General features: G+C 58.9%; 10 protein-coding genes. 3 read left to right on the top strand and 7 right to left on the bottom strand.

Annotated elements, in window-relative coordinates:
* Positions 1-136: 136 nt before the first annotated feature.
* Positions 137-1,711 (top strand): lipopolysaccharide biosynthesis protein, encoded by a 1,575-nt coding sequence (locus tag ACTNBY_RS01155; protein WP_441063057.1) that lies wholly within the window; start codon positions 137-139, stop codon positions 1,709-1,711.
* A 317-nt stretch (positions 1,712-2,028) separates the two neighbouring features.
* Here ACTNBY_RS01155 and ACTNBY_RS01150 read toward each other — a convergent pair whose 3' ends face one another.
* Positions 2,029-2,868 carry a metallophosphoesterase gene (locus ACTNBY_RS01150; protein ID WP_441063056.1) on the bottom strand — a complete coding sequence of 280 codons (840 nt, stop codon included), beginning with the start codon at positions 2,866-2,868 and terminating at the stop codon, positions 2,029-2,031.
* A gap of 325 nt (positions 2,869-3,193) precedes the next feature.
* Between ACTNBY_RS01150 and ACTNBY_RS01145 the strand changes: the two genes are divergently transcribed.
* Positions 3,194-4,795: a potassium/proton antiporter gene (locus tag ACTNBY_RS01145; protein WP_441063055.1), complete on the top strand. Its 1,602-nt coding sequence runs from the start codon at positions 3,194-3,196 to the stop codon at positions 4,793-4,795.
* 326 nt (positions 4,796-5,121) lie between these two features.
* On the opposite strand, the gene ACTNBY_RS01140 is transcribed toward ACTNBY_RS01145, so the two are convergent.
* The 5 genes from ACTNBY_RS01140 to ACTNBY_RS01120 all read right to left on the bottom strand — a co-directional run bounded on the left by ACTNBY_RS01140 (position 5,122) and on the right by ACTNBY_RS01120 (position 12,851).
* Positions 5,122-5,313 (bottom strand): hypothetical protein, encoded by a 192-nt coding sequence (locus tag ACTNBY_RS01140; RefSeq protein WP_441063054.1) that lies wholly within the window; start codon positions 5,311-5,313, stop codon positions 5,122-5,124.
* Positions 5,314-5,340: 27 nt separating this feature from the next.
* Positions 5,341-6,705 (bottom strand): hypothetical protein, encoded by a 1,365-nt coding sequence (locus ACTNBY_RS01135; RefSeq protein WP_441063053.1) that lies wholly within the window; start codon positions 6,703-6,705, stop codon positions 5,341-5,343.
* A gap of 78 nt (positions 6,706-6,783) precedes the next feature.
* Positions 6,784-9,129: a protease Lon-related BREX system protein BrxL gene (gene brxL, locus ACTNBY_RS01130; RefSeq protein ID WP_441063052.1), complete on the bottom strand. Its 2,346-nt coding sequence runs from the start codon at positions 9,127-9,129 to the stop codon at positions 6,784-6,786.
* An 11-nt stretch (positions 9,130-9,140) separates the two neighbouring features.
* Complete coding sequence (pglZ, locus tag ACTNBY_RS01125; protein ID WP_441063051.1) at positions 9,141-11,822, bottom strand: BREX-1 system phosphatase PglZ type A; 2,682 nt, start codon at positions 11,820-11,822, stop codon at positions 9,141-9,143.
* Between the two features lie 60 nt (positions 11,823-11,882).
* Positions 11,883-12,851 (bottom strand): hypothetical protein, encoded by a 969-nt coding sequence (locus ACTNBY_RS01120; RefSeq protein WP_441063050.1) that lies wholly within the window; start codon positions 12,849-12,851, stop codon positions 11,883-11,885.
* Positions 12,852-13,173: 322 nt separating this feature from the next.
* Here ACTNBY_RS01120 and ACTNBY_RS01115 point away from each other — a divergent pair, with 322 nt between their 5' ends.
* Entirely contained in the window at positions 13,174-14,484 is a 1,311-nt protein-coding gene (locus ACTNBY_RS01115; RefSeq protein ID WP_441063049.1) for an AAA family ATPase, read from the top strand.
* Between the two features lie 143 nt (positions 14,485-14,627).
* On the opposite strand, the gene ACTNBY_RS01110 is transcribed toward ACTNBY_RS01115, so the two are convergent.
* On the bottom strand, positions 14,628-18,101 hold the full coding sequence (locus ACTNBY_RS01110; RefSeq protein WP_441063048.1) for a helicase-related protein: 3,474 nt from the start codon (positions 18,099-18,101) through the stop codon (positions 14,628-14,630).
* Positions 18,102-18,323: the final 222 nt, after the last annotated feature.

The following is an 18,323-nucleotide window of genomic DNA, read 5'->3' as shown; positions in this document are numbered from 1 at the left end:
CACATAACTTTAACAGGATACCGCACGCTCACCGACAATTTACTGCCGCCCCCCGAAAATATTGAACAATCCGTTCAAAAACATGAGTGACACCGTCGCGTCTATACTAGAACGCAGTAATAGAAAGGACCCCGCCTTGAGCATCTCGCCCCTCGATAGCATCCGCCGCGCCATCGCCCGCCGCAACGGCATCGCCAACCCCGCTGTATCGGGCGGGGCACACGGGCAGGGCGGCCGCATCGAGAACGGCCTGTTCCCCGCATCGCACACCGCCGAGGAGCTCGCGCGTATCCAGGAGCTGAGTCAGCGCAACGCCGGCGGGCCAAATAGCGGCCAAGCCACGCGTCGTCGGCGCGAGCGCGAGCGCGAGCCCGGTCCCGTCCGCCGTATGGTCAACGCATGGTGGAACCGCCTGCTCGGCGCCGTCTACGGCGGCGGTTTCTCCATGCAGGAAGCCGAATACGAGGAGCACGCCACCAGCCGCGACTACCTTTGGAATACCCTGGGCACCGCCGTGTGGGGCATGGCGTTTCCGCTGCTCACTATCGTGTCCACGCAACTCGTGGGCGCCGAAGAAGCCGGCAAGTTCTCCATCGCCTTTGTCACCGGCACGCTCATCATGATCGCGTGCAACTACGGCGTGCGCAATTTTCAGGTCTCGGACATCGACGAGAAGACGTCCTTTGCCTCCTACCAGCTCAACCGCTGGCTTTGCGGAGCTCTCGCCCTAGGCTGCGGCCTCATGTACAGCAGCGCCCGCGGCTATGACGCGCAGATGGCGACGATCGGCCTGGGCGTCTACCTCTATAAGGTGATCGACGGCATCGCCGACGTGTACGAGGGCCGCCTGCAGCAGGCCGACAAGCTCTATTTGGCCGGCATGAGCCAAACGCTGCGTTCCGCCGGCGTCATCGCGGTCTTTAGCGTGGCGCTGTTCCTTACGCGCAGCATGCCCATCGCGGCCATGGCCATGGGCGTCGCCGCCATTGCCTCGCTTGTGCTGGTCACCGCCCCGCTCGCCCTGCTCGAAACCGAAAAATCGCGTCGCGTGAGCATACGCGAAGTCGGCCGCCTTTTTGCGCAGTGCGCCCCGCTCTTTGGTGCGCTCTTTTTGTTCAACCTTATCGAGAGCATGCCCAAGTTTGTAATGGAAGGCACGCTGGCCTACAAATATCAGCTGTATTTTAATGCCCTATTCTTTCCGGCGCAGGCCATTTTGCTGAGCGTTGGTTTTATCTATAAACCGCAGCTCTTGCGTTTGTCGAGCATTTGGGCTAACCCGCGCAAGCGTCGCCGCTTTGACTTAATTATTGTCGCCGTTATGGCGCTGATCTTGGGTTTCACTGGCGCATGCGCCGCGTTTATGGCAGGCCCCGGCATTCCCCTTATGAGCTTTATGTACGGCCTCAACTTTGAGCGCTACCGCACATTGGCGCTGCTGATGGTCGTCGCCGGCGGCATCACCGCAGCCATCGACTTTATCTACGCCATTATCACAGTGCTGCGCTACGCCGGCGATGTCACCAAGATCTACCTCATTTGCTTTGCCGTGAGCGTGGTGGTACCGATGGTCCTCATCAACCTACTGGGGCTGATGGGTGCCGTCGTGAGCTACCTGGCTATCATGGCCCTACTGCTGGTGCTGTTGATTGTCGAGTACGCCCACATTCGCCAGCGCATAGAACGAGCCCGCAACCCGTACGGCGCCTAATTGGCTGCCCCGGTCACCGGAATTTGCGATGGAATCACCCCGGCTGGGGTCTCGTCGCGGACAATATGCATCACGCAAAACTAAGTGAGTAGACTTTTACCGAATCCCCGACCACACCGACAAAGCACAAGCCTGTGACTTGCGGTTTTGTTGAAGCAAACATGTTGGGTGCTCGGCATTTCCAAAAAAGCCTACTCACTTAGCCAGCGGGCAGCCAAATGATTATGTAATCCCCGTCCCAGAAAAATCATTTGATGGGCAGAAGGGCAAAAGTAGTCAAAAAAGCCCCGTCCCAAATTAGCTACCCTTTGCACCGATTATTCGCCGGGGAGAATATTTGCATAGAACTCCGCCCCATCGTCCAGGCGCAGAATGCCTACGCGGCCGAACTCGGAGCCGGTGGCGGCGGCGCAGTCGATGTCGATACGGTCGGGAACACCGGCGGTATCCTCACCGCCCAAGCGCACCATCTGCCCGCGGCCCGACTCCTCGTCGAGCCCTGCCAGGCCGCCCACCTCGCAATAACGCCCGAGCGACACCGTTGGCGTGTGGCCGCTCACCACGACCGGACCCTTGCCCTCGGCAGATAGCAGCCCCGTCGGGGCATCCCAATAGCCATGGCGAATCCAGAGCAAGTCATCGGACGACTGCACGGCGAGCATTTGCTGCAGCAACTCGCTATCGGCATCGACCGCTCCCCTGCCGTCACCGCAATCAACACCATGCTCAAGCAAAAACGCACGCGCTGCCTCGGCCTGAATGCCGGCGTGCACCAGCAGATACGGACGCTCGGCAGTCTCTGCCACCGCATAGAGTGGCAGGGCGGCAGCCCAGCGCACCAGCTCCTCGTATGCCTCAAACTCCATATCGTTGAGCTGCTGGCGCGTGGTCCAACCGCCGTTGATGTCCCAGGTCTCGGCATCGAGCGGGTCCTGGCCAATGATCGCGTCGAGCATAATCTGCTCGTGGTTACCCTTAAGCACGCGAGCGTTGGGCAGCGATCGCACCAAGTTGATGACGCCGACCGGATCGGGACCGCGATCGATCATGTCGCCCAGCACGTACAGCGTGTCGTCGGACGTTAGCGAGATCTTGGAAAGGGCCTCGTCCAGCGCGCGCACGTGCCCGTGAGCATCGGATGTCACATAGATCGCCATGGAACGCCTTTCCCTGCATTACGGCCGAAGCCCGGAGCCACAACTAAAACTTCAAGTTGAACTTAAACGTTACCCATTGTACTCCGTTGCAATAAAGCTGGGAAGAGCCCCGCGTCGCCAACGGTCGTTAGCGGCCGCACGCCCGCGCGCGCAGTTCACGGTGCACCGCCGACAGCTGATTCCCGACCAGCTTCGCACACGCCGTAGCCTCGTGTCGAAAATGCGCACGCCCGCAATCCGTTCCCATAAACCCACCATCTTTGGGTACAAATAACCGCAGATAACTGACCGTGCCACGCCAACCACCCAGGAGCGGACACTATCCATGAACCAGATCCTTCTGTTTATTGGCCTCGTCATCATTTTGTGCCTGACCATCAAACCCGTCGGCAAAAAGCTTCCCTTCCCCACCCTGCTCATCTTTATCGCGCTGGGCATGCTGTTTGGCGTCAACGGCCTGGCTCACATCGACTTTAACGACTACGCGCTTACCGAAACCGTCTGCAGCACGGCGCTGCTGTTCATCATGTTCTACGGCGGCTTTAACACCAATATCGACCGCGCCAAACCTGTCGCCGTGCCCGCGGTGCTGCTGAGCACGCTCGGCGTCGTCGTCACCGCCGGCATCACGGGCGCCTTTGCACACTTCGCGCTAGGCTTCGACTGGATCGGCGGTCTGCTGCTGGGCTCGGTCGTGGCGTCGACCGACGCAGCGAGCGTCTTTAGCGTGCTGCGCGAGCACAGCCTTTCGCTAAAGGGCGGCACTGACTCGCTGCTCGAGGTCGAATCGGGCTCCAACGACCCCGTCGCTTACATGCTCACCGCCGTGCTTGCAACCCTTGCGGCCGGCGGCGACATTAACATCCCCGTGCTGCTCGCCAAGCAGATCATCCTGGGCGTGGGGCTGGGCCTTGTCATCGGCTGGGCATCGGGCCGCCTGATCGAGCGCGCGCACGCAACAGCCGAGGGCGCGCAGACCATCTTTTTGTTCGCCGTGGCGATCGTCGCCTACGCGCTGCCGAGCTACCTAGGCGGCAACGGCTTTTTAGCCGTGTACCTTGCCGGCATTGTGCTAGGCGCCAGCGACATCACCGGCAAGGTCGAGATGGCGCACTTCTTTGACACCCTTACCGAGATGGCAGAGATGACCATCTTCTTTTTGTTCGGCCTGCTCGCGACGCCCGCACGCCTGCCGCAAATGCTGCTACCGGGCCTGGCACTCATGGCGTTTATGCTCTTTGTGAGCCGCCCCATCGCCGTCGGTCTGCTGCTGGCGCCCTTTAAGACCAATCCTCGCCAGGTCGCACTTGTAAGCTGGGCGGGTCTGCGCGGCGCGGCTTCGGTCGTGTTTAGCCTCTTTGCCGTGGTGGCCGGTGTTCCCGGCGGTCACGACCTGTTTGACCTAGTGTTTGTGATTGCCGTGGCGAGCATTGTGGTGCAGGGCTCGCTGCTGCCGGCGGTGGCGAAGAAGCTCGACATGATCGATGCGGCCGGCGACGTGCGCCGCACCTTTAACGATTACCGCGACGAGGACGGCATGTCGTTTGTCAAGCTCAAGGTGGGCGCGGGCCATCCGTTTGCCGGTCGCTCGCTCGCGGACATCGGCAGTGCCACGGACATGCTCGTAGCCCTGGTGCTGCGCGACGGTGCGCACCCGGTGCTGCCCAACGGCGATACCGTAATTGAAGAAGGCGACCTTCTGGTTATGGCAGCGCCAACGTTTGAAGAGCGTGCCGAGGTTACACTGCGCGAGGTCACCGTGACACCCCACGGTCGCCTGGCAGGACTGCGCCTGCGCGATGTGCCACAAGGCAAGCACCCCTTTATCGTCGTGATGATCAAACGCGACGGCCAAACCATCATCCCCGACGGCAACACCCATATATACGCCGGCGACAAAGCCGTCATCGCCACCCTGGCGTCGTAGCGGCAAGGGACAGCCATCCCGAATTGACTACATTTGAGCACCAATCGCCCCGGCTGGGGTCTCGTTGCGAACAATTAGCGCCTCTCAAAACTAAGTGAGTAGACTTTTGCCGAATCGCCGACCACGTCACCAAAGCATAAGTCTGTGACCTGCGGGTTTGTTGAAGCAAATTGGTCGTGTGCTCAGGATTTCCAATAAAGCCTACTCACTTAGCCAGCGTGCGATCAAAATAGAACAGTCGCGAGGTCATTAAACTCCATTACGACGGTTTATCGTGCATGTTCGCGCAGCTGCGGGTGCAGACGCTCCGTCTCAAATTAGCTACCCTAGTCATCGTCGACGGCAAAATCACGGAGGTCGAGGCCTTCGCGTTCGGCTCGGGCTAGGAGCTCTTGGGGCGACTCGTCCTCGATATCCACTATGTCGAGCATGGCAGCCGGAAAGCCCACGCCTGCTGCACTCCCCGCGCGATCGAGCAGACTCTCGCGCAGCTGGTCTACATCAACGTCTATCTTCATGGTGAAACCTCCTGCCGAGCCAGGTCCCTACTCAGCAGCGCTAAGCTTATCCACAGCAGCAACAAAAGCCGCAATCTGCTTGTCGTCCATCTGCACAGCCAAACGCCCCACGGGCTCATCGTAGGCGAACTGCACCTTATCGATAAAGCAATCCCAAGCGCGTTCGTCCACACGCACGGCGGCCTCGCAATACTGGCTGAGCTTTTTGAGTCCATACCAAAACGCATTCACATGACGCGCGGGGTCCTCGTCCAGCACACCATCGTAGCGGCGCCCGTTAAACTCCCGCATGCGTGCCACGGCAACCTCGAGCGAGTCGCCGCCCTCGGCAGAAGCCTCATCCACCAGCTCGGGAATCGGAACCTCACGCCGAACATCATGCCTGGTAGCGCCGTCGTACTCGCCCACCAGCACGTCTTCGTCAAGCCGAGAATCGTAGTCGAAATAGCTCGAGCCCCTGCAAATCCCATGCGGCGAGCCAGAGCCAAACGCGCAGAACAACCCGCCGTCGGCAACAATACGACGGTAGGTCTCAAACGACTTCTTAACCTGAGCGAGCAACTCGAAAAGCAAACCGGCATCGCACGCCGCCTCGCACGCAACGCACGCAGGCTTCGGCAGCCCCGAAGGCTCAACCGTGCTCCCTGCAATGCGGGCGGCGCGCTCGGCCCGATACGCCTGCGCGGCCAAGCGCGCCCTCTGCGCAGCGCCGCGCACGTTGGTAAGTTCACGCTCCAACGCCACGTCACCAGCAACATCGCCAGCAACATCACTCGCAGACCCGCTGGCGCCCTGCGACCCTGTCGCACTCAGCTCGGACTTAAACGTCGCTGTGATCATACCCGCAAGGTCTGTCGCATCGGCGGCACAGCGCAACTGTTCCAGCTGCGTACACAGCAGGTCGGCATCCAAAGGCACGGCATCCACAACGCGCACGCCATTCAGGCGCGCCGCGTCCCGTAGCACCATAGCCCCCGCGGCATCGTACGCCGCGCGGACCTTGTCCGCCGTATTCGCACGCAGCTTTACCTCGATAAACGCGAGCGTCTGCTCCAAACGGGCCAGTAGCTCGGCCTTGTCATCCATGCGCAAAAAGGCAGCATAGCGGCGCTCCATCTGCAGCGGACCGACAATGCCCACCTGCTTGCGAGCGCGTTCAAGCGCAGTGCCCTCAACACGGCGCACGTACGTATCAACAGCCCGCACGGCAGAGTCGCGCGCAGCGTGCTCGGCAGCCTCGACGCCCCTAAGGACGCCCAGCAGCTCGCGAGAGCGCGCCTTGCGCACCAGCTCCCCGCGATCGTACTGCTCAAGCGCCGTCTGACGCTTGGCTACCGACTCAAAGCCAAACAGCTCGTCGAGCAGCTCACCAACAGAACGCTCGCCCGCCATAGCAAGGCCTCCTCACGCACTACGCACCCACATGCCCGCGGGGCACCCGAACACCGGACGCCCCGCTCGCCCGCACTCCTACAGATCCAGAGCCTTTTTCGCGGCGTCGACCGGGTCGCCATCCATGTAGAACACCGGGCTCAGGCCCGAGATAATCTCGGACGAAACACTCTGCAAACCTGCAATGGCACTCAGCGGCAAAATCACGCGCTTTGCGCCGGCGTTTTTGGCCACGCGCATAATGTCCTCGAGCCCACGGATCTCGTCCATAGAGCCCGACATGCGCAAGATTCCCGGAATCGCCAGCGCAGGCATCACCGGGCGGTTGCACGCCGCGGAGCACAGGCCCACGAACTCGGCGAGCGAAACTTCCTCGGACAGGCCCTTGCTCTGCAGGTCGTTGTAGAACAGCAGGTAATCCTTGGAGCCAATGTGCATGCCCGGCGCCACGCGGTTCGCCAGGTTCACAAAGTTGTCGAACGCGGCCTCCAGCGTATCGCGCACCGGCTTGTTAAAGGCCACGCCCTCGTGCTTAAACTTGCACTCGCCGGCAACGGCCTTGTTCTCCAGCTTGTACACGGCAACCTCGCCGCCCTGCGACCTGCCCACGCCAAACACGTGACCGGACAGCAGCGGCCCGTCGGGAATCAGCGTGTCCTCGCTCTGCTCGGGCACGCGCACCACGTGCACGTCCTGCGGGTTGTCGGCATCCATATAGCCCAGGTTAACGTCGATAAACTCAACGCCCGCCATAATCTTGAGCTGCTCCTTTACGCGGCGACGACCCTCGATGGCGTAGTCCAGCAGCCAGCGCACGTCGTCCTTGTCCATGGCCTCGTCGGGGAACAGCAGCTTGGCCAGGCCGCTAAAGGTCTTGCGCACGGCGATCTCGTCACGTTTGTTAAAGTCGCTGTTAAAGCGGAAGTAACGGTCGATATGGTGCGTAAAGTCCTTGCGGCGCATCTCCTTGCAAAACTCCGACAGGCAGTCGGTGATCAGGCCGTAATGCCCGGTCAGCAAGCTCGAACGCATCTTGGGAATCTCCCAGCCCGGCAGGTAATAGTGGATACGGTCGAAGAAGGCCGAATCGTTGTTAAACTCCGGCGGAAACGGATCAAACAGGTGCGTGGTCTTAAGGACGTTTTGCACGGTGTCGTTGATGTTGCCCTCAAAGACCATGGAGGCATCGGCGTTAATCTGGTCGCGGCCGCGCGCATAGCTGCCGCTCGCCATGTAGTCCTTCATGATCTGCACGGCGTTGGTGTCCTTAAAGCGCATGCCGGCGACCTCGTCGAACGTCACGCAATCCCAGTGGCCCACCAAGCCCACGCGGTCGGCGCGCATGGAGTTCATGCGGCCGAACAGGTTGGCCGTGGTGGTCTGGCCGCCAGAGAGCAAGATGGCGTAGGGCGAGACCTCTTTGTAGATATGGCTCTTGCCGGTGCCGCGGGGACCCAGCTCGCACAGGTTGTAGTTGCGTTCGATGAGCGGCACCATACGCTCGATAAAGTGCAGACGCTCTTTCTCGGAAAGCTCACTGGGTTCGTAGCCAGCTGAGCGCAGCAGCATGTTGAGCCACTCGTCGCGCGTAAAGTACTGGCGCTCGTCGATCATGGCATCCAGGTCCAGGTTGGGCATCTGGATGGGCGTAAGCGACGCCACACTAAACGGAGAGTCCTCGGGGCCGCGCTTTTTGCGCTTGGCCTTGGAGCGGCGTGGCGCATCGTCGCCAAAGACCTCCATGCCAAACTCGTCTTCCTCATCCAAGGGGTGACGATACTCGATGCTCATAATGCACCAAATGCCGCCCTGCAGAATCTTGGAATAGTCGCGCACGTACTCGGCCGGCATCACAAACGGCTCGATGGTCAGGTTGGCAAACGACGCCACGTAGATATCTTTGTACTCGTCGAGCTTGGCCGTCACCTTATCGATGATGGTAAAGCGGCCCAGTTCGCGAATCTTGGACTTAATGCGCTCGGACTCGTCGGGGCGCACGTAGTTATCGGTGAGGATCCTGCGGATGCGATCCAGGCCCTCTGCAACGGCTTCCTCGTCATCGGTTGAGCAGTACATGCCCAGCAGGTACTCAAGCACAAAGGTTGGCACGTTGGCGCCGCGCTTCATAAGGGCAGTCAGGTCCTTGCGCACGATCTTGCCAGCAAAGTGCTCGAGCAGCTTGCCGTCCAGCCCGTCCATGTCGTAGCCCTCATCCTCGGGAGCCTCGGCCACAGCTTGGTCATAGCCATCGGTCGAGGACTCGTCCTCAACGGGCGCGACAGCCTCCACCGGCTCCGGGGCAGGCGCCGCAGCCTCAGCCTCCGCAGCAGGCACGACCTCCTCCGCAGGCGTGGCAGCCGCCGCAGGCACATCAACATCAATCGAGGGAACTTCCCACAGATTGTCGTCATGGCTATCAATCATAGGGCACACTCCTAAAAACCAAAGTCAGCAACAGGGGCAAACGAAACGGCGATGGTATACGTCTCGCGCCAAACGATCTTGCCCGACTGGGCATCGCGGCAAACCAGCAAATGGGACGAGCCGGACCCAAACGACACACCCGTCTTAAGCGTAAAGCGAGCCTCGACCACGCGGTCCTGCGGGTTGGGCGAAGTCATGTCCGCATGCACGCGAGCAACGTCGCTCACCTCGTTGCCGGTCTCGTCGGTAAACACCAGCTCGTACTCACACGGCAGCACCTTGCCCGTAGCGGCCTCCTCCTGCAGCAACTTAATGCCAAACAGCGAGTTGGTAACGCGGCGGCTCTCACTCAGCACGCGCAGCTTCGCAGTCTGCGTATCAACGAATTCCTTTGAGGAGGCGCTCAGGCGGCGATACCCGACCACCGGCACCACGAGCTCCTGCAGACTCACGCCGCCATGCACGTAGCGCTTGGTTCCGCCGGGTCGCTTGTAGTGCACGATCCCGCGCGGAGCCAAGCCAACGTAGCCGCCGCCCGGCACCACATGGTCCATGTTCATGGCTAAACACGGGCTAACGTCCGCGCCGTTAGCGATATCGGCCAAGGTGTCGCCCTGAGCGACCACCGCATGGCGCTTGCCAAACAGCACCGGATCGTCGGGCAGGTCGTTCTTGCCCAGGAACAGGCATTCCGGCAGTTCGTTGGCCGTGTACAAAAAGCCATGGTCGGATGTGATCGTCACGCGGGCGCCTGGCGCGTCGGTGCACACGCGCTTGGCGATCGAGACCAGCTCGTCCACGCTCTCGGCGCATGCATCAAACACGTCGCTTTCGGTGGCGAGCTTCTCCCCCGTCGCGTCGATCTTGTTGTGATACAGGTACACGATCTCGCTGGACTTGAGCAGCTCCTTGCGGTCGGCGGCAGACATGTCCAGATACGCCGCGGCACTCAGGGCACGACCCGTAGGCGCGGCCTTCTGCAGCACCGCTTGACGCTCGACCGTAGAACCCGTCGGCATATCATCGAGCAGCACGGCGCCCGTTTCCATGTTGAGCGTCATGGCCTGATGCGGCAACAGCGCCGGCATGCCCATCTCGGTAATAGAGGGAAACATCGCCTGCACGCTACCCATGCGCACCTCGCCGCCACGCTCGCGCTCCAAAACGGCAGCCACGTCCTGCGCTACCTCGTAGCGCAGCGCATCGCTAATCAGGACCACCTTGGCCTTGGCACTACCGGTATACGTGGGCAGCGTCTCCCAATAGAACAGGTCTTGGCGAGCGACACCCTCAACATAGCCGGCATCGCGCCACTGCGCCTGGGCGGCATTGGCCCAGCACGCGTTGCTCTCGGTCAGATACCAGTTAACGTAGTTGTTCTCGGCCCATTCGACCGCGCGGCGCTCGGGCTCCTCCAACAGGTCGACACCGCGCAGCTTGCAGCGCTCGTTGGCCTGGCGCAGCGCGCGGTATGCCGCATCCATGCGCCACCAATCTGTGGTATAGGTCTCCCATACCTCGGCCGCCTGGGCAATATGGAATCCACCCGCATGGTCGCGCTTAAAGGCTGCCATGTCGGCCAGCGCCAAAAGCACCTGGTAGTAGCAGGCGACATCGTCGTACCAGCACAGGTCGCGACGGGCCGCGGCAACACGACGGGCCTCGTCAACGCGATCGGCACCCTGCGCCAGCGAGGCGAGCAAGTCGCTCAAAATGGCCTCGTCAACGCACGGGAATACATCCAGGCGCAGCAGATCGTCGGTAGGCAGAGCACCAAACACATGGCGCAGGCCGCACGCGTCCTGGACCAGCTCGCAAATCTCGCGCAGGTCATCAGACGCCGCAGCATCGCCCGCCCATTCGCGGACAACGGCAATGCAATACGGCGCATAGGCAGGCGCAATATGGTTGGAAAGCTTTTGCAGCGCAGCCGCCGGCACCAGCGAGGCTGAGGCCGTCAGAAGTACATGGGCGGCAAAATCCTGGAGCGAATCGCGCTCGAACAGCGTACCCTCAAAGCCCGTGCGCTGACGCACAAAGGCTGCAAGGCTATCGGCGGCCTCAAACTTTTGCGCCAGCTCCGACAGCGCCTCCGGGCCATCGCGCAGCAGCATAGTCAGGCACGCGCGCACAATAAACGGCATGGTGGCAGCGCTGGGATCGGAGCCGCCAAACATGGCGGCCAACAGGCCCAGCTCAACATCGGCCGCGCACGCAGGCGCGGGCATGCACTTAGAAAACTTGGCGACGCGACCCTTAGCGGCAAAGAACGACTTGTGCGCCTGCAGTGCCTTGCGAATATCCCGCGCGTTCGAGGCCCCCAGCTGATCGGCCAGCAGCGACAGATAGTCCGCCGAGAACTGATCGGCGTACAGTTCAACATCGGCCAGCCAATCGCCCTCGAGGCCGCCACGCCCCTGCTGGCGATACACCAGCATGTCGCTCGTGGTGTCCTCGCGGGCGATAAGGCGCTTGACCTCAAACATATGCCCGTCGCAGGCCTCCACAAAGCGCACCGGACGCGGCAAGCATTTCTCTACCGCTTCTCCAAAGCCGCCCTCGGCAAGCTCGGCAAACGTGGCGGCAAACTCGCCTTCCGCGTCGTGCCACACCACCACGCGGCGCTCACGGCAATCGGGCAGCGGCTGTTCAAAGCGCGCCGCCAGCTCTTCAATTACATCGAACTTTGCCATCTAACAATCCCACTGTCATACCGGTCAAAACAATTCGCGTAACGCGTAATCACGTGTGCATTATTTTATCTTTGCCAGCACATCCTGGAACTTGGCATAGTTGACCTTAACGCCGTCGTCCAGGTCAATCTTGATCATCTGGTCGGCCAGGTGATGCAGCTTTTCCTCGTAGGCAACGGTCTCGGTCAGCTGGTCCTTGAGCTTTTTGATGCGCTTGGTCAGCGCGACCTTCTCGCCGCGCTCGGCCGTGGCTAGCGCGTCCTCGGCGTCGGCAATCTGCGAGCGATAGCGCTCCTGCTGCTCGTGCACATAATCGGTACGAATGCGCGCCAGCAGATCGGGCGTATAGCGGTGCATGTAGACCAGGGCCATAAAGCCGTTCTTTTTGCCCGAATCAAACAGCCAGTAGATGGGACGTTTCTTGTAGGTCTGGCAGTGGTCCTTAAAGAAGTCCTTCAAAAAGTAGGTACGGATGACCTCGCGCGAGGTGCCCTTGCCGCCGAGCGCCTCGGCAATAAAGGCCAGATTCTGCTCGAGCGTCTCCTCGCCGTACACGGTGCGCACAAAGTCGATAAAGTAGCGAACGATGTCGTCGTCAAAGTACTCGTCGTCGGTAATGGGCAGCACGTTATCGCCATCGGGCATAAAGGTCACATGCGCGGGGTCGGGCATCTTGGCCAGATAGTCGTTGACCGTGGCGCCCTGATCGGCCAAAACCAGACCGTCCACGTCCAGCGAATAGCGGCCGAACATGCAGCCCACGGCATAGCTTATGAGCGAGGTAATCTCGTCGCGCTTGGTGCGCACGTACTTGTTGCCCTTGTAGCTCTCGGGAATCTCGTCAGCGGTGTCGAAGATGCGCGCCACCGATACGTACTTGTCCTCGACCTCGATGGGCACCTCGCCCTCCATGTTGTAGATCTTGGCGAAGATTCGGTTGAGCTCTTCCTCGTTAGCGCGAAGCTGCTCAAAGCGAGCATTGACCTCGGCCTTGCGAGCCTCGTATTTATCGGCGAGCAACGTTGCCATATCTCTATCCCATCCAATCAGGACCGATTAAAAGCCCAATAAAACTAGCTAAGTCAACATAGACAAGTCTACCCGACGGCAAAGCTTATAGCGCCCTATGCAGAGCATTCTGAGACACCATTTTGAGGGTACGCCCATTACAGGAGAACCCCGCTGCGCAGCCAGTATGTATTAACTTACTCCACCAGCCCCACCATTTGTTGAGCAACAAGTGCGAGCGGTAGCACAAACGGCTTAGGTGTCACTATTTTCCGTAATATTGTGACTATTCCACAAAAAAGCGTATAGTATGTTGCTTACAACCAACTAGGAGGTGCTCCTCATGTTGTTAGAGTTCAGCTTTAAAAACTTCCGCTCCGTTAAGGACGAGGCCGTGTTGTCAATGCTGCCCGTCAATTCCTACAAGGAGCATCAGGAGAATGTCCACCCCTGCAGCATTCCCGGCACCGGCACGGACGGAGTGCTTACCGCAGCGGCCATCTACGGCCCCAATGCTTCCGGAAAAACCAATCTGTTGCGAGCGGTTCACTTCTCTCGCAACCTCGTTTTAGGTATTACGCATCCGGCCCATCTGCCCCGACGTCAAAGCTTTGTCGGCAACAGCGATCCAACGAGCTTTAGCTATACGTTCTACACCGACGGCACTCGCTACGAGTACGAATTCACCCTAGACGACGATGGCGCCCTCAGTGAGAGACTCAGCGTAAGCCCCAAGGCCAAACGTCTTGTCTACGAAAGATCCCGCAATGACGATGGCACGTACTCCGTCAAGCAAGGCTCCAAATATCCCGGCATCGTAACCAAGCTCAAGGGTTATACGGATCCGGGGTTTGTCCTTGGCATGCTCGCAAACTACGGTATCGAACCATGCGTTAAGGCGATGCGCTGGTTCGCCGACGACCTGGTTGTAGCCAATCGCGAAGCCCCTATTCCCGATGCGGAGCTCATGGACAAGCTCGCTGCGTTGGGCGAGACTAAATTCAAAAAGGTCATCAAGGCCATTAGCTCCGCAGACTTGGGCATTACCGGGGTGCAGCTTAAAGTCGATGACATGACCGAGGACGAGAAGAGCGTCCAAAAGGAAAACGCCGACAAACTCGCCGCCGTATTCGAAGCGCTCACAGGCCAAAAACCCAATGGCGTCGAGATGCCCGATAAAAAGGTTGCCATGCAGTTCCGTCACGAAATTGACGGCCAAAGCGTTGGCTTTGGCCTTGACGACGAATCCCTGGGCACAAGGACCATGCTCGACCTGGCAGTCGACTTTATCGATGCCATCGATGCCGGCCGAACCTTGTTCGTCGACGAAGTCGAACGCAGCCTCCACCCGATGCTCCTCGAAAGCCTTGTGTCACTTTTCTTCGATCCAGACCTCAACGAACACGGAGCACAGCTCATCTTTACAACCAACGAGCTTCTCTTCCTAAAGAACGATACGCTTCGTCGCGATCAGATATGGTTCATCGAGAAGAACCAGCAGAGCGGTTCCTCAGGCATCTACCCGCTCTCTTCTTTCTCCCCACGAAAGGACGAAAGCTTAATCAACCGCTACCTCCATGGTGCTTACGGTGCCGTTCCTTACGCTGATCAGCTCATGGGCGCCATCTGCGAGACTGGCGGAGTCAACCTTTAGCGTGCACGAGACGGGCACGTCACTCCCACTTGGATCGGACGCCCGTCTCGTGGTATAAAGATATCGGTACCCTCGAATAGAGGGACCTCCAAGAGCCGGGGGATGTCCCCCGGCATTTTTTATGCGTAAAGTCGCCGCGACTCCTATTTCGCTTCTTTCGGGGCGTTTTCGAGTGCGTCGGCAATCGCCTCTATGCCCTCTCCCTGGCCTAGAATGAAGCACTTCCAGTCAATGTCCTGGGTGCGGGCAAACTCATCGGCACGCGAGGCACTAAAGAGCATCACGCGGCTCTTCTTCCACAACAGGGCGGGATGCAGCTTAAAGTCGGTGCTCTCAATACAGACCACCGCGTCTTTGCGAGGCATCTCGAGCTTGCTGCTCTTGACCAACTCTTTCAGCTTTTGGACGTCGGTGATCTCCTGACCCACAGAACAGCTATTGAGCAGGTCCTTCCACACGCGGAAGTACGGCTTGCCCTCATAGGAAGCCCCTTCAGCCACGACGGATGTCGAGAGGCCGACAGGCCGCTTTGCAACCGCATGCCTAACCTTGGGAGCCGCCTTGGCAGACTCGTCCGCCGGCTTCTCATCGATGCCCAGAACCTGAGCAACGTAGTCGTCATTGCCCAAGAAGTACTCCTCGACTACGTCCCATCGCTCGGCATCGCTCATGGTGGAGCGGAAGAAGCCCCTAATAACCTTGGACGAATACTCGTGGCGATCGTTAAGCTCGCGCAGCACGCCATTGGAATATCTGCTGTCCGAAGCCAACGCCTTGACCTTCGAGGCATCGTTGAGACGAATAAAAATCTCCGGGTTGTCGCCGCCCTTTACCGTGTACGTGGCAAGCTTGAGAATCTCTAGGATCTCGGCCAGCGCATAGCGAGCGTCGAGAGCCTTGTTGTCCAGATAGCGCCTGCAATGTTTGCTACCTTCGGGGGGCTGCAACCTTCCCAGCGTCTGGGTCAGATTGCTCATGGCTGCCTGAAGCTCGCGCCCGATTACGCCATAGCGAACATCCTGCGCGCGGCTATAGGTATTCCTCGAAGACTTATTGAATCGTTTGATGCATTTAAAGGACCGGTCGGATCCAAAGTGCCGGCCACCATCGACGGGACGAACAAACGCATTCAGCAGCGCAGACGGCTTCTTGACCTCCAAAGACGTCCCCTCAAGCTGATGGGTAAGCTCTTTCGTAAACTCCTTCTCCGAAAAATCGCCCTCACGCGCAAGGCTCATAAACGTCTTGCGCAGCGCCTCGGCAAACGCAGACAGCGTCGACGTGGCCCCATCAAACGGCATGGAGTAATTGATGTCGAGCGCCAGGCGGTTCGAAAGCGCGGGCTCCCCCGTCGGCGAACAAATCTTGCCCGTGAACAGCTGGCGCTTAAAATCGGCAAAGGTTAGGTCGCTAAACTCGTTGGCCCACATGTCGCCTACGTTGAGCTCATAGATTGCGCCCATGTCCGAGATCTTGACGGCATGCTGCCCCGCACGATTCTCGTAGCGCGTATGGGCCTCGCTGATCTTTCGTAAATACTTGCCGTAGGACGTGGTAAAGCTACGCTCGGCGACCTGCTCAATGCAAACAAACTGCTTGGTATACGACACCTTGGGGCGCACGACGATAACCGGGAAGTTGAACTTATCCTCAAGGTCGCGCGAGATCATCATCAGGGCCGATTTAACGCGATTGGTCTTGCGGTCCTCATCCTTCTCGTTTGTAAACAGGTAGGAGAACGTATTGGGCGATACCAGGAAGTTCTGGCTACGGTCTTTTTGCGGCGCAGAAGCATAGACCTCGTACAGCTTGGCCATGATCTCTTTAAGCTGCCACTGGCTAAACTTAGAGAGCGCATACAGCGTCTCGGAATAGCGAACGTCTTGCATAAAGAAGTCGATGCAGGCCTTGGCACCCAGGCCGCGCTTGCGACCGCCACGACCAATTTCCTGAATATAGTCGGACAGATTGCCCGTCGGCGCATAGTGGTACACGGCATCGATGTCGTCGATGTCGATACCCATGCCAAACGCCTTGGTGCTCACGAGCACCCTGCAGTTGCCCGACGCAAACGCGTCTTGAACGATCTTCTTATACGCGGCATCCTTGCCGCCGTGATAGCCCAAGACCTTAGAATTAGAAACGCTGCGTTGATCGATAATCGCATTGACATGGCTCTGATATGGGCAATACACAATCGCATGGCGATTGTCGCGCACGGCCTTATCAATCCACTGCTCGGCGAGGTCGGTTTTTACCTCCTCGATGGGACCGGGCAGCTCGCTTTTGCTTCTCCAGACGATGTCGAAGGAGATGTCGTTACGACGAGGGTTGCCCAGGAACGTCTTGCAGTTGCCAAGCTCCAGGTCGGCGATCGTATGCGAAACGACATCATCGCGCCCGCCGTAGACAGCCGTGGCGGTAAGGCAAAAGATCGGAAAGCTCATACCGTTTTTGCGGAGCTTAGACAGATACGGCCCCAGATACCAGTAGTCCGGGCGAAAATCTTTACCCCAAGAGGTAACGGTATGGACCTCGTCAATGACGACAAGACCGAGCTCGCGGCCGTTAAGGATCGCCTGGATCGAGGACTCCAGCAAGAGCTCTGGCGACAGGTAGATGATGGAGGCCTCGCCGCTTTTAACACGGTCGAGGGATTCAAGCCGCTCACCATAGGGAATGTCCGAGTTAATGGCAACAACATTCTTAACGCCACGTTTCCGCAAGTTGGCAACTTGGTCGATCATCAGGGCCTTCAGCGGCTCAATAACCAGCGTGACCAGCTGATATTTCCGAGCAAGATACAGCGCCGGAATCTGGAACAGAATGGACTTACCCGCACCCGTGGGCGCCGTTACAAACACATTCCTGTAATCGACGGAGCCCGCATGGGCAGCCTCAGCCTGCTTAACGACAAACTCAGAGATAGCACCCTGGGACACCGTTTCCATCTCGTTGTCAAAGTCGGGATTCTTATAAAAACGAAGATTCCTAAACGAGGCCTCCTTGCCCCAGTAATGTTGAAGCACCGAAAGCAGGCGGCCCGATTCCTCAACCTTTTCCTCTTGGTCTTGCTGTACCACAAAGGAAACGGATAGACCCAGCGCATGGGCAACAGAAGCGACCGCCTCCAGAGCGGACCTATAGCCCTCAAGTTCCCGAGCGTTCACCAAAACAGAAGCAGGGCCAGCCGTGCCATCTAGCAATCCCAAACGGTATTCCAAAAACGCAGCCGACGAAACAGGGACGACGCCCTCAGAAATTGACGAAGCATCACCCAGCGCAAAAGAAGCACGATCAAACAGATCGATAACTTCCCACTCAGCAAACTCATCCGGAATAATCGGCGTTACAAGGTGCGCACTTCCAACCCTTACCGACTTGGCGTAGTACTTAGAAAGCCCCGTCGTATCGGGCGTCATATCGTCAAAAGATGACTCAAAGCCATCGAGCAGATCCAGATCAACGGGAGAAGGAACGCCCTCGCCATCAAGGAACAGGTTGTTCTGCACAACAACGATCTTGCCATCGAACAGTTCCTTAATCGTCCCGCGCAACTCAAGAAGCTGCTCAAACAGCATCAAGACTGGGCCATCTGCCGAAAGAATCTGAGCCACGGCTAGTCTCTTTTGGCGGGCAAATTCGGACGGAGAAAAGAACGGAGCGGCATCGCTGGCTACAACCCCGGGAATCGAGCACTCATTGCGCGCAACGGATTCCGCGAGACGAGGAGACAGGCCACAGAAGGCGAATATCGTAGGTTGCGAACAATTCCTCAAGAGTCCGTCGATTTTACTATCGAGCGTCAAACTATTGCCATCGCAGTACTCGGTCATTTT

This window comes from Collinsella sp. HCP28S3_E12 (assembly GCF_052065595.1).
Taxonomy (GTDB): Bacteria; Actinomycetota; Coriobacteriia; order Coriobacteriales; family Coriobacteriaceae; genus Collinsella.
The sequence above is the reverse complement of the archived record's forward strand: the minus strand, read 5'-3'. Positions and strand labels throughout refer to the sequence as shown.

Coding starts and splice junctions, on each gene's coding strand:
- ACTNBY_RS01145 (WP_441063055.1), top strand. CDS start 3,194: ATGAACCAGATCCTTCTGTTTATTGGCCTCGTCATCATTTTGTGCCTG.
- ACTNBY_RS01150 (WP_441063056.1), bottom strand. CDS start 2,868: ATGGCGATCTATGTGACATCCGATGCTCACGGGCACGTGCGCGCGCTG.
- brxL (WP_441063052.1), bottom strand. CDS start 9,129: ATGATTGATAGCCATGACGACAATCTGTGGGAAGTTCCCTCGATTGAT.
- pglZ (WP_441063051.1), bottom strand. CDS start 11,822: ATGGCAAAGTTCGATGTAATTGAAGAGCTGGCGGCGCGCTTTGAACAG.
- ACTNBY_RS01115 (WP_441063049.1), top strand. CDS start 13,174: ATGTTGTTAGAGTTCAGCTTTAAAAACTTCCGCTCCGTTAAGGACGAG.
- ACTNBY_RS01135 (WP_441063053.1), bottom strand. CDS start 6,705: ATGGCGGGCGAGCGTTCTGTTGGTGAGCTGCTCGACGAGCTGTTTGGC.
- ACTNBY_RS01120 (WP_441063050.1), bottom strand. CDS start 12,851: ATGGCAACGTTGCTCGCCGATAAATACGAGGCTCGCAAGGCCGAGGTC.
- ACTNBY_RS01140 (WP_441063054.1), bottom strand. CDS start 5,313: ATGAAGATAGACGTTGATGTAGACCAGCTGCGCGAGAGTCTGCTCGAT.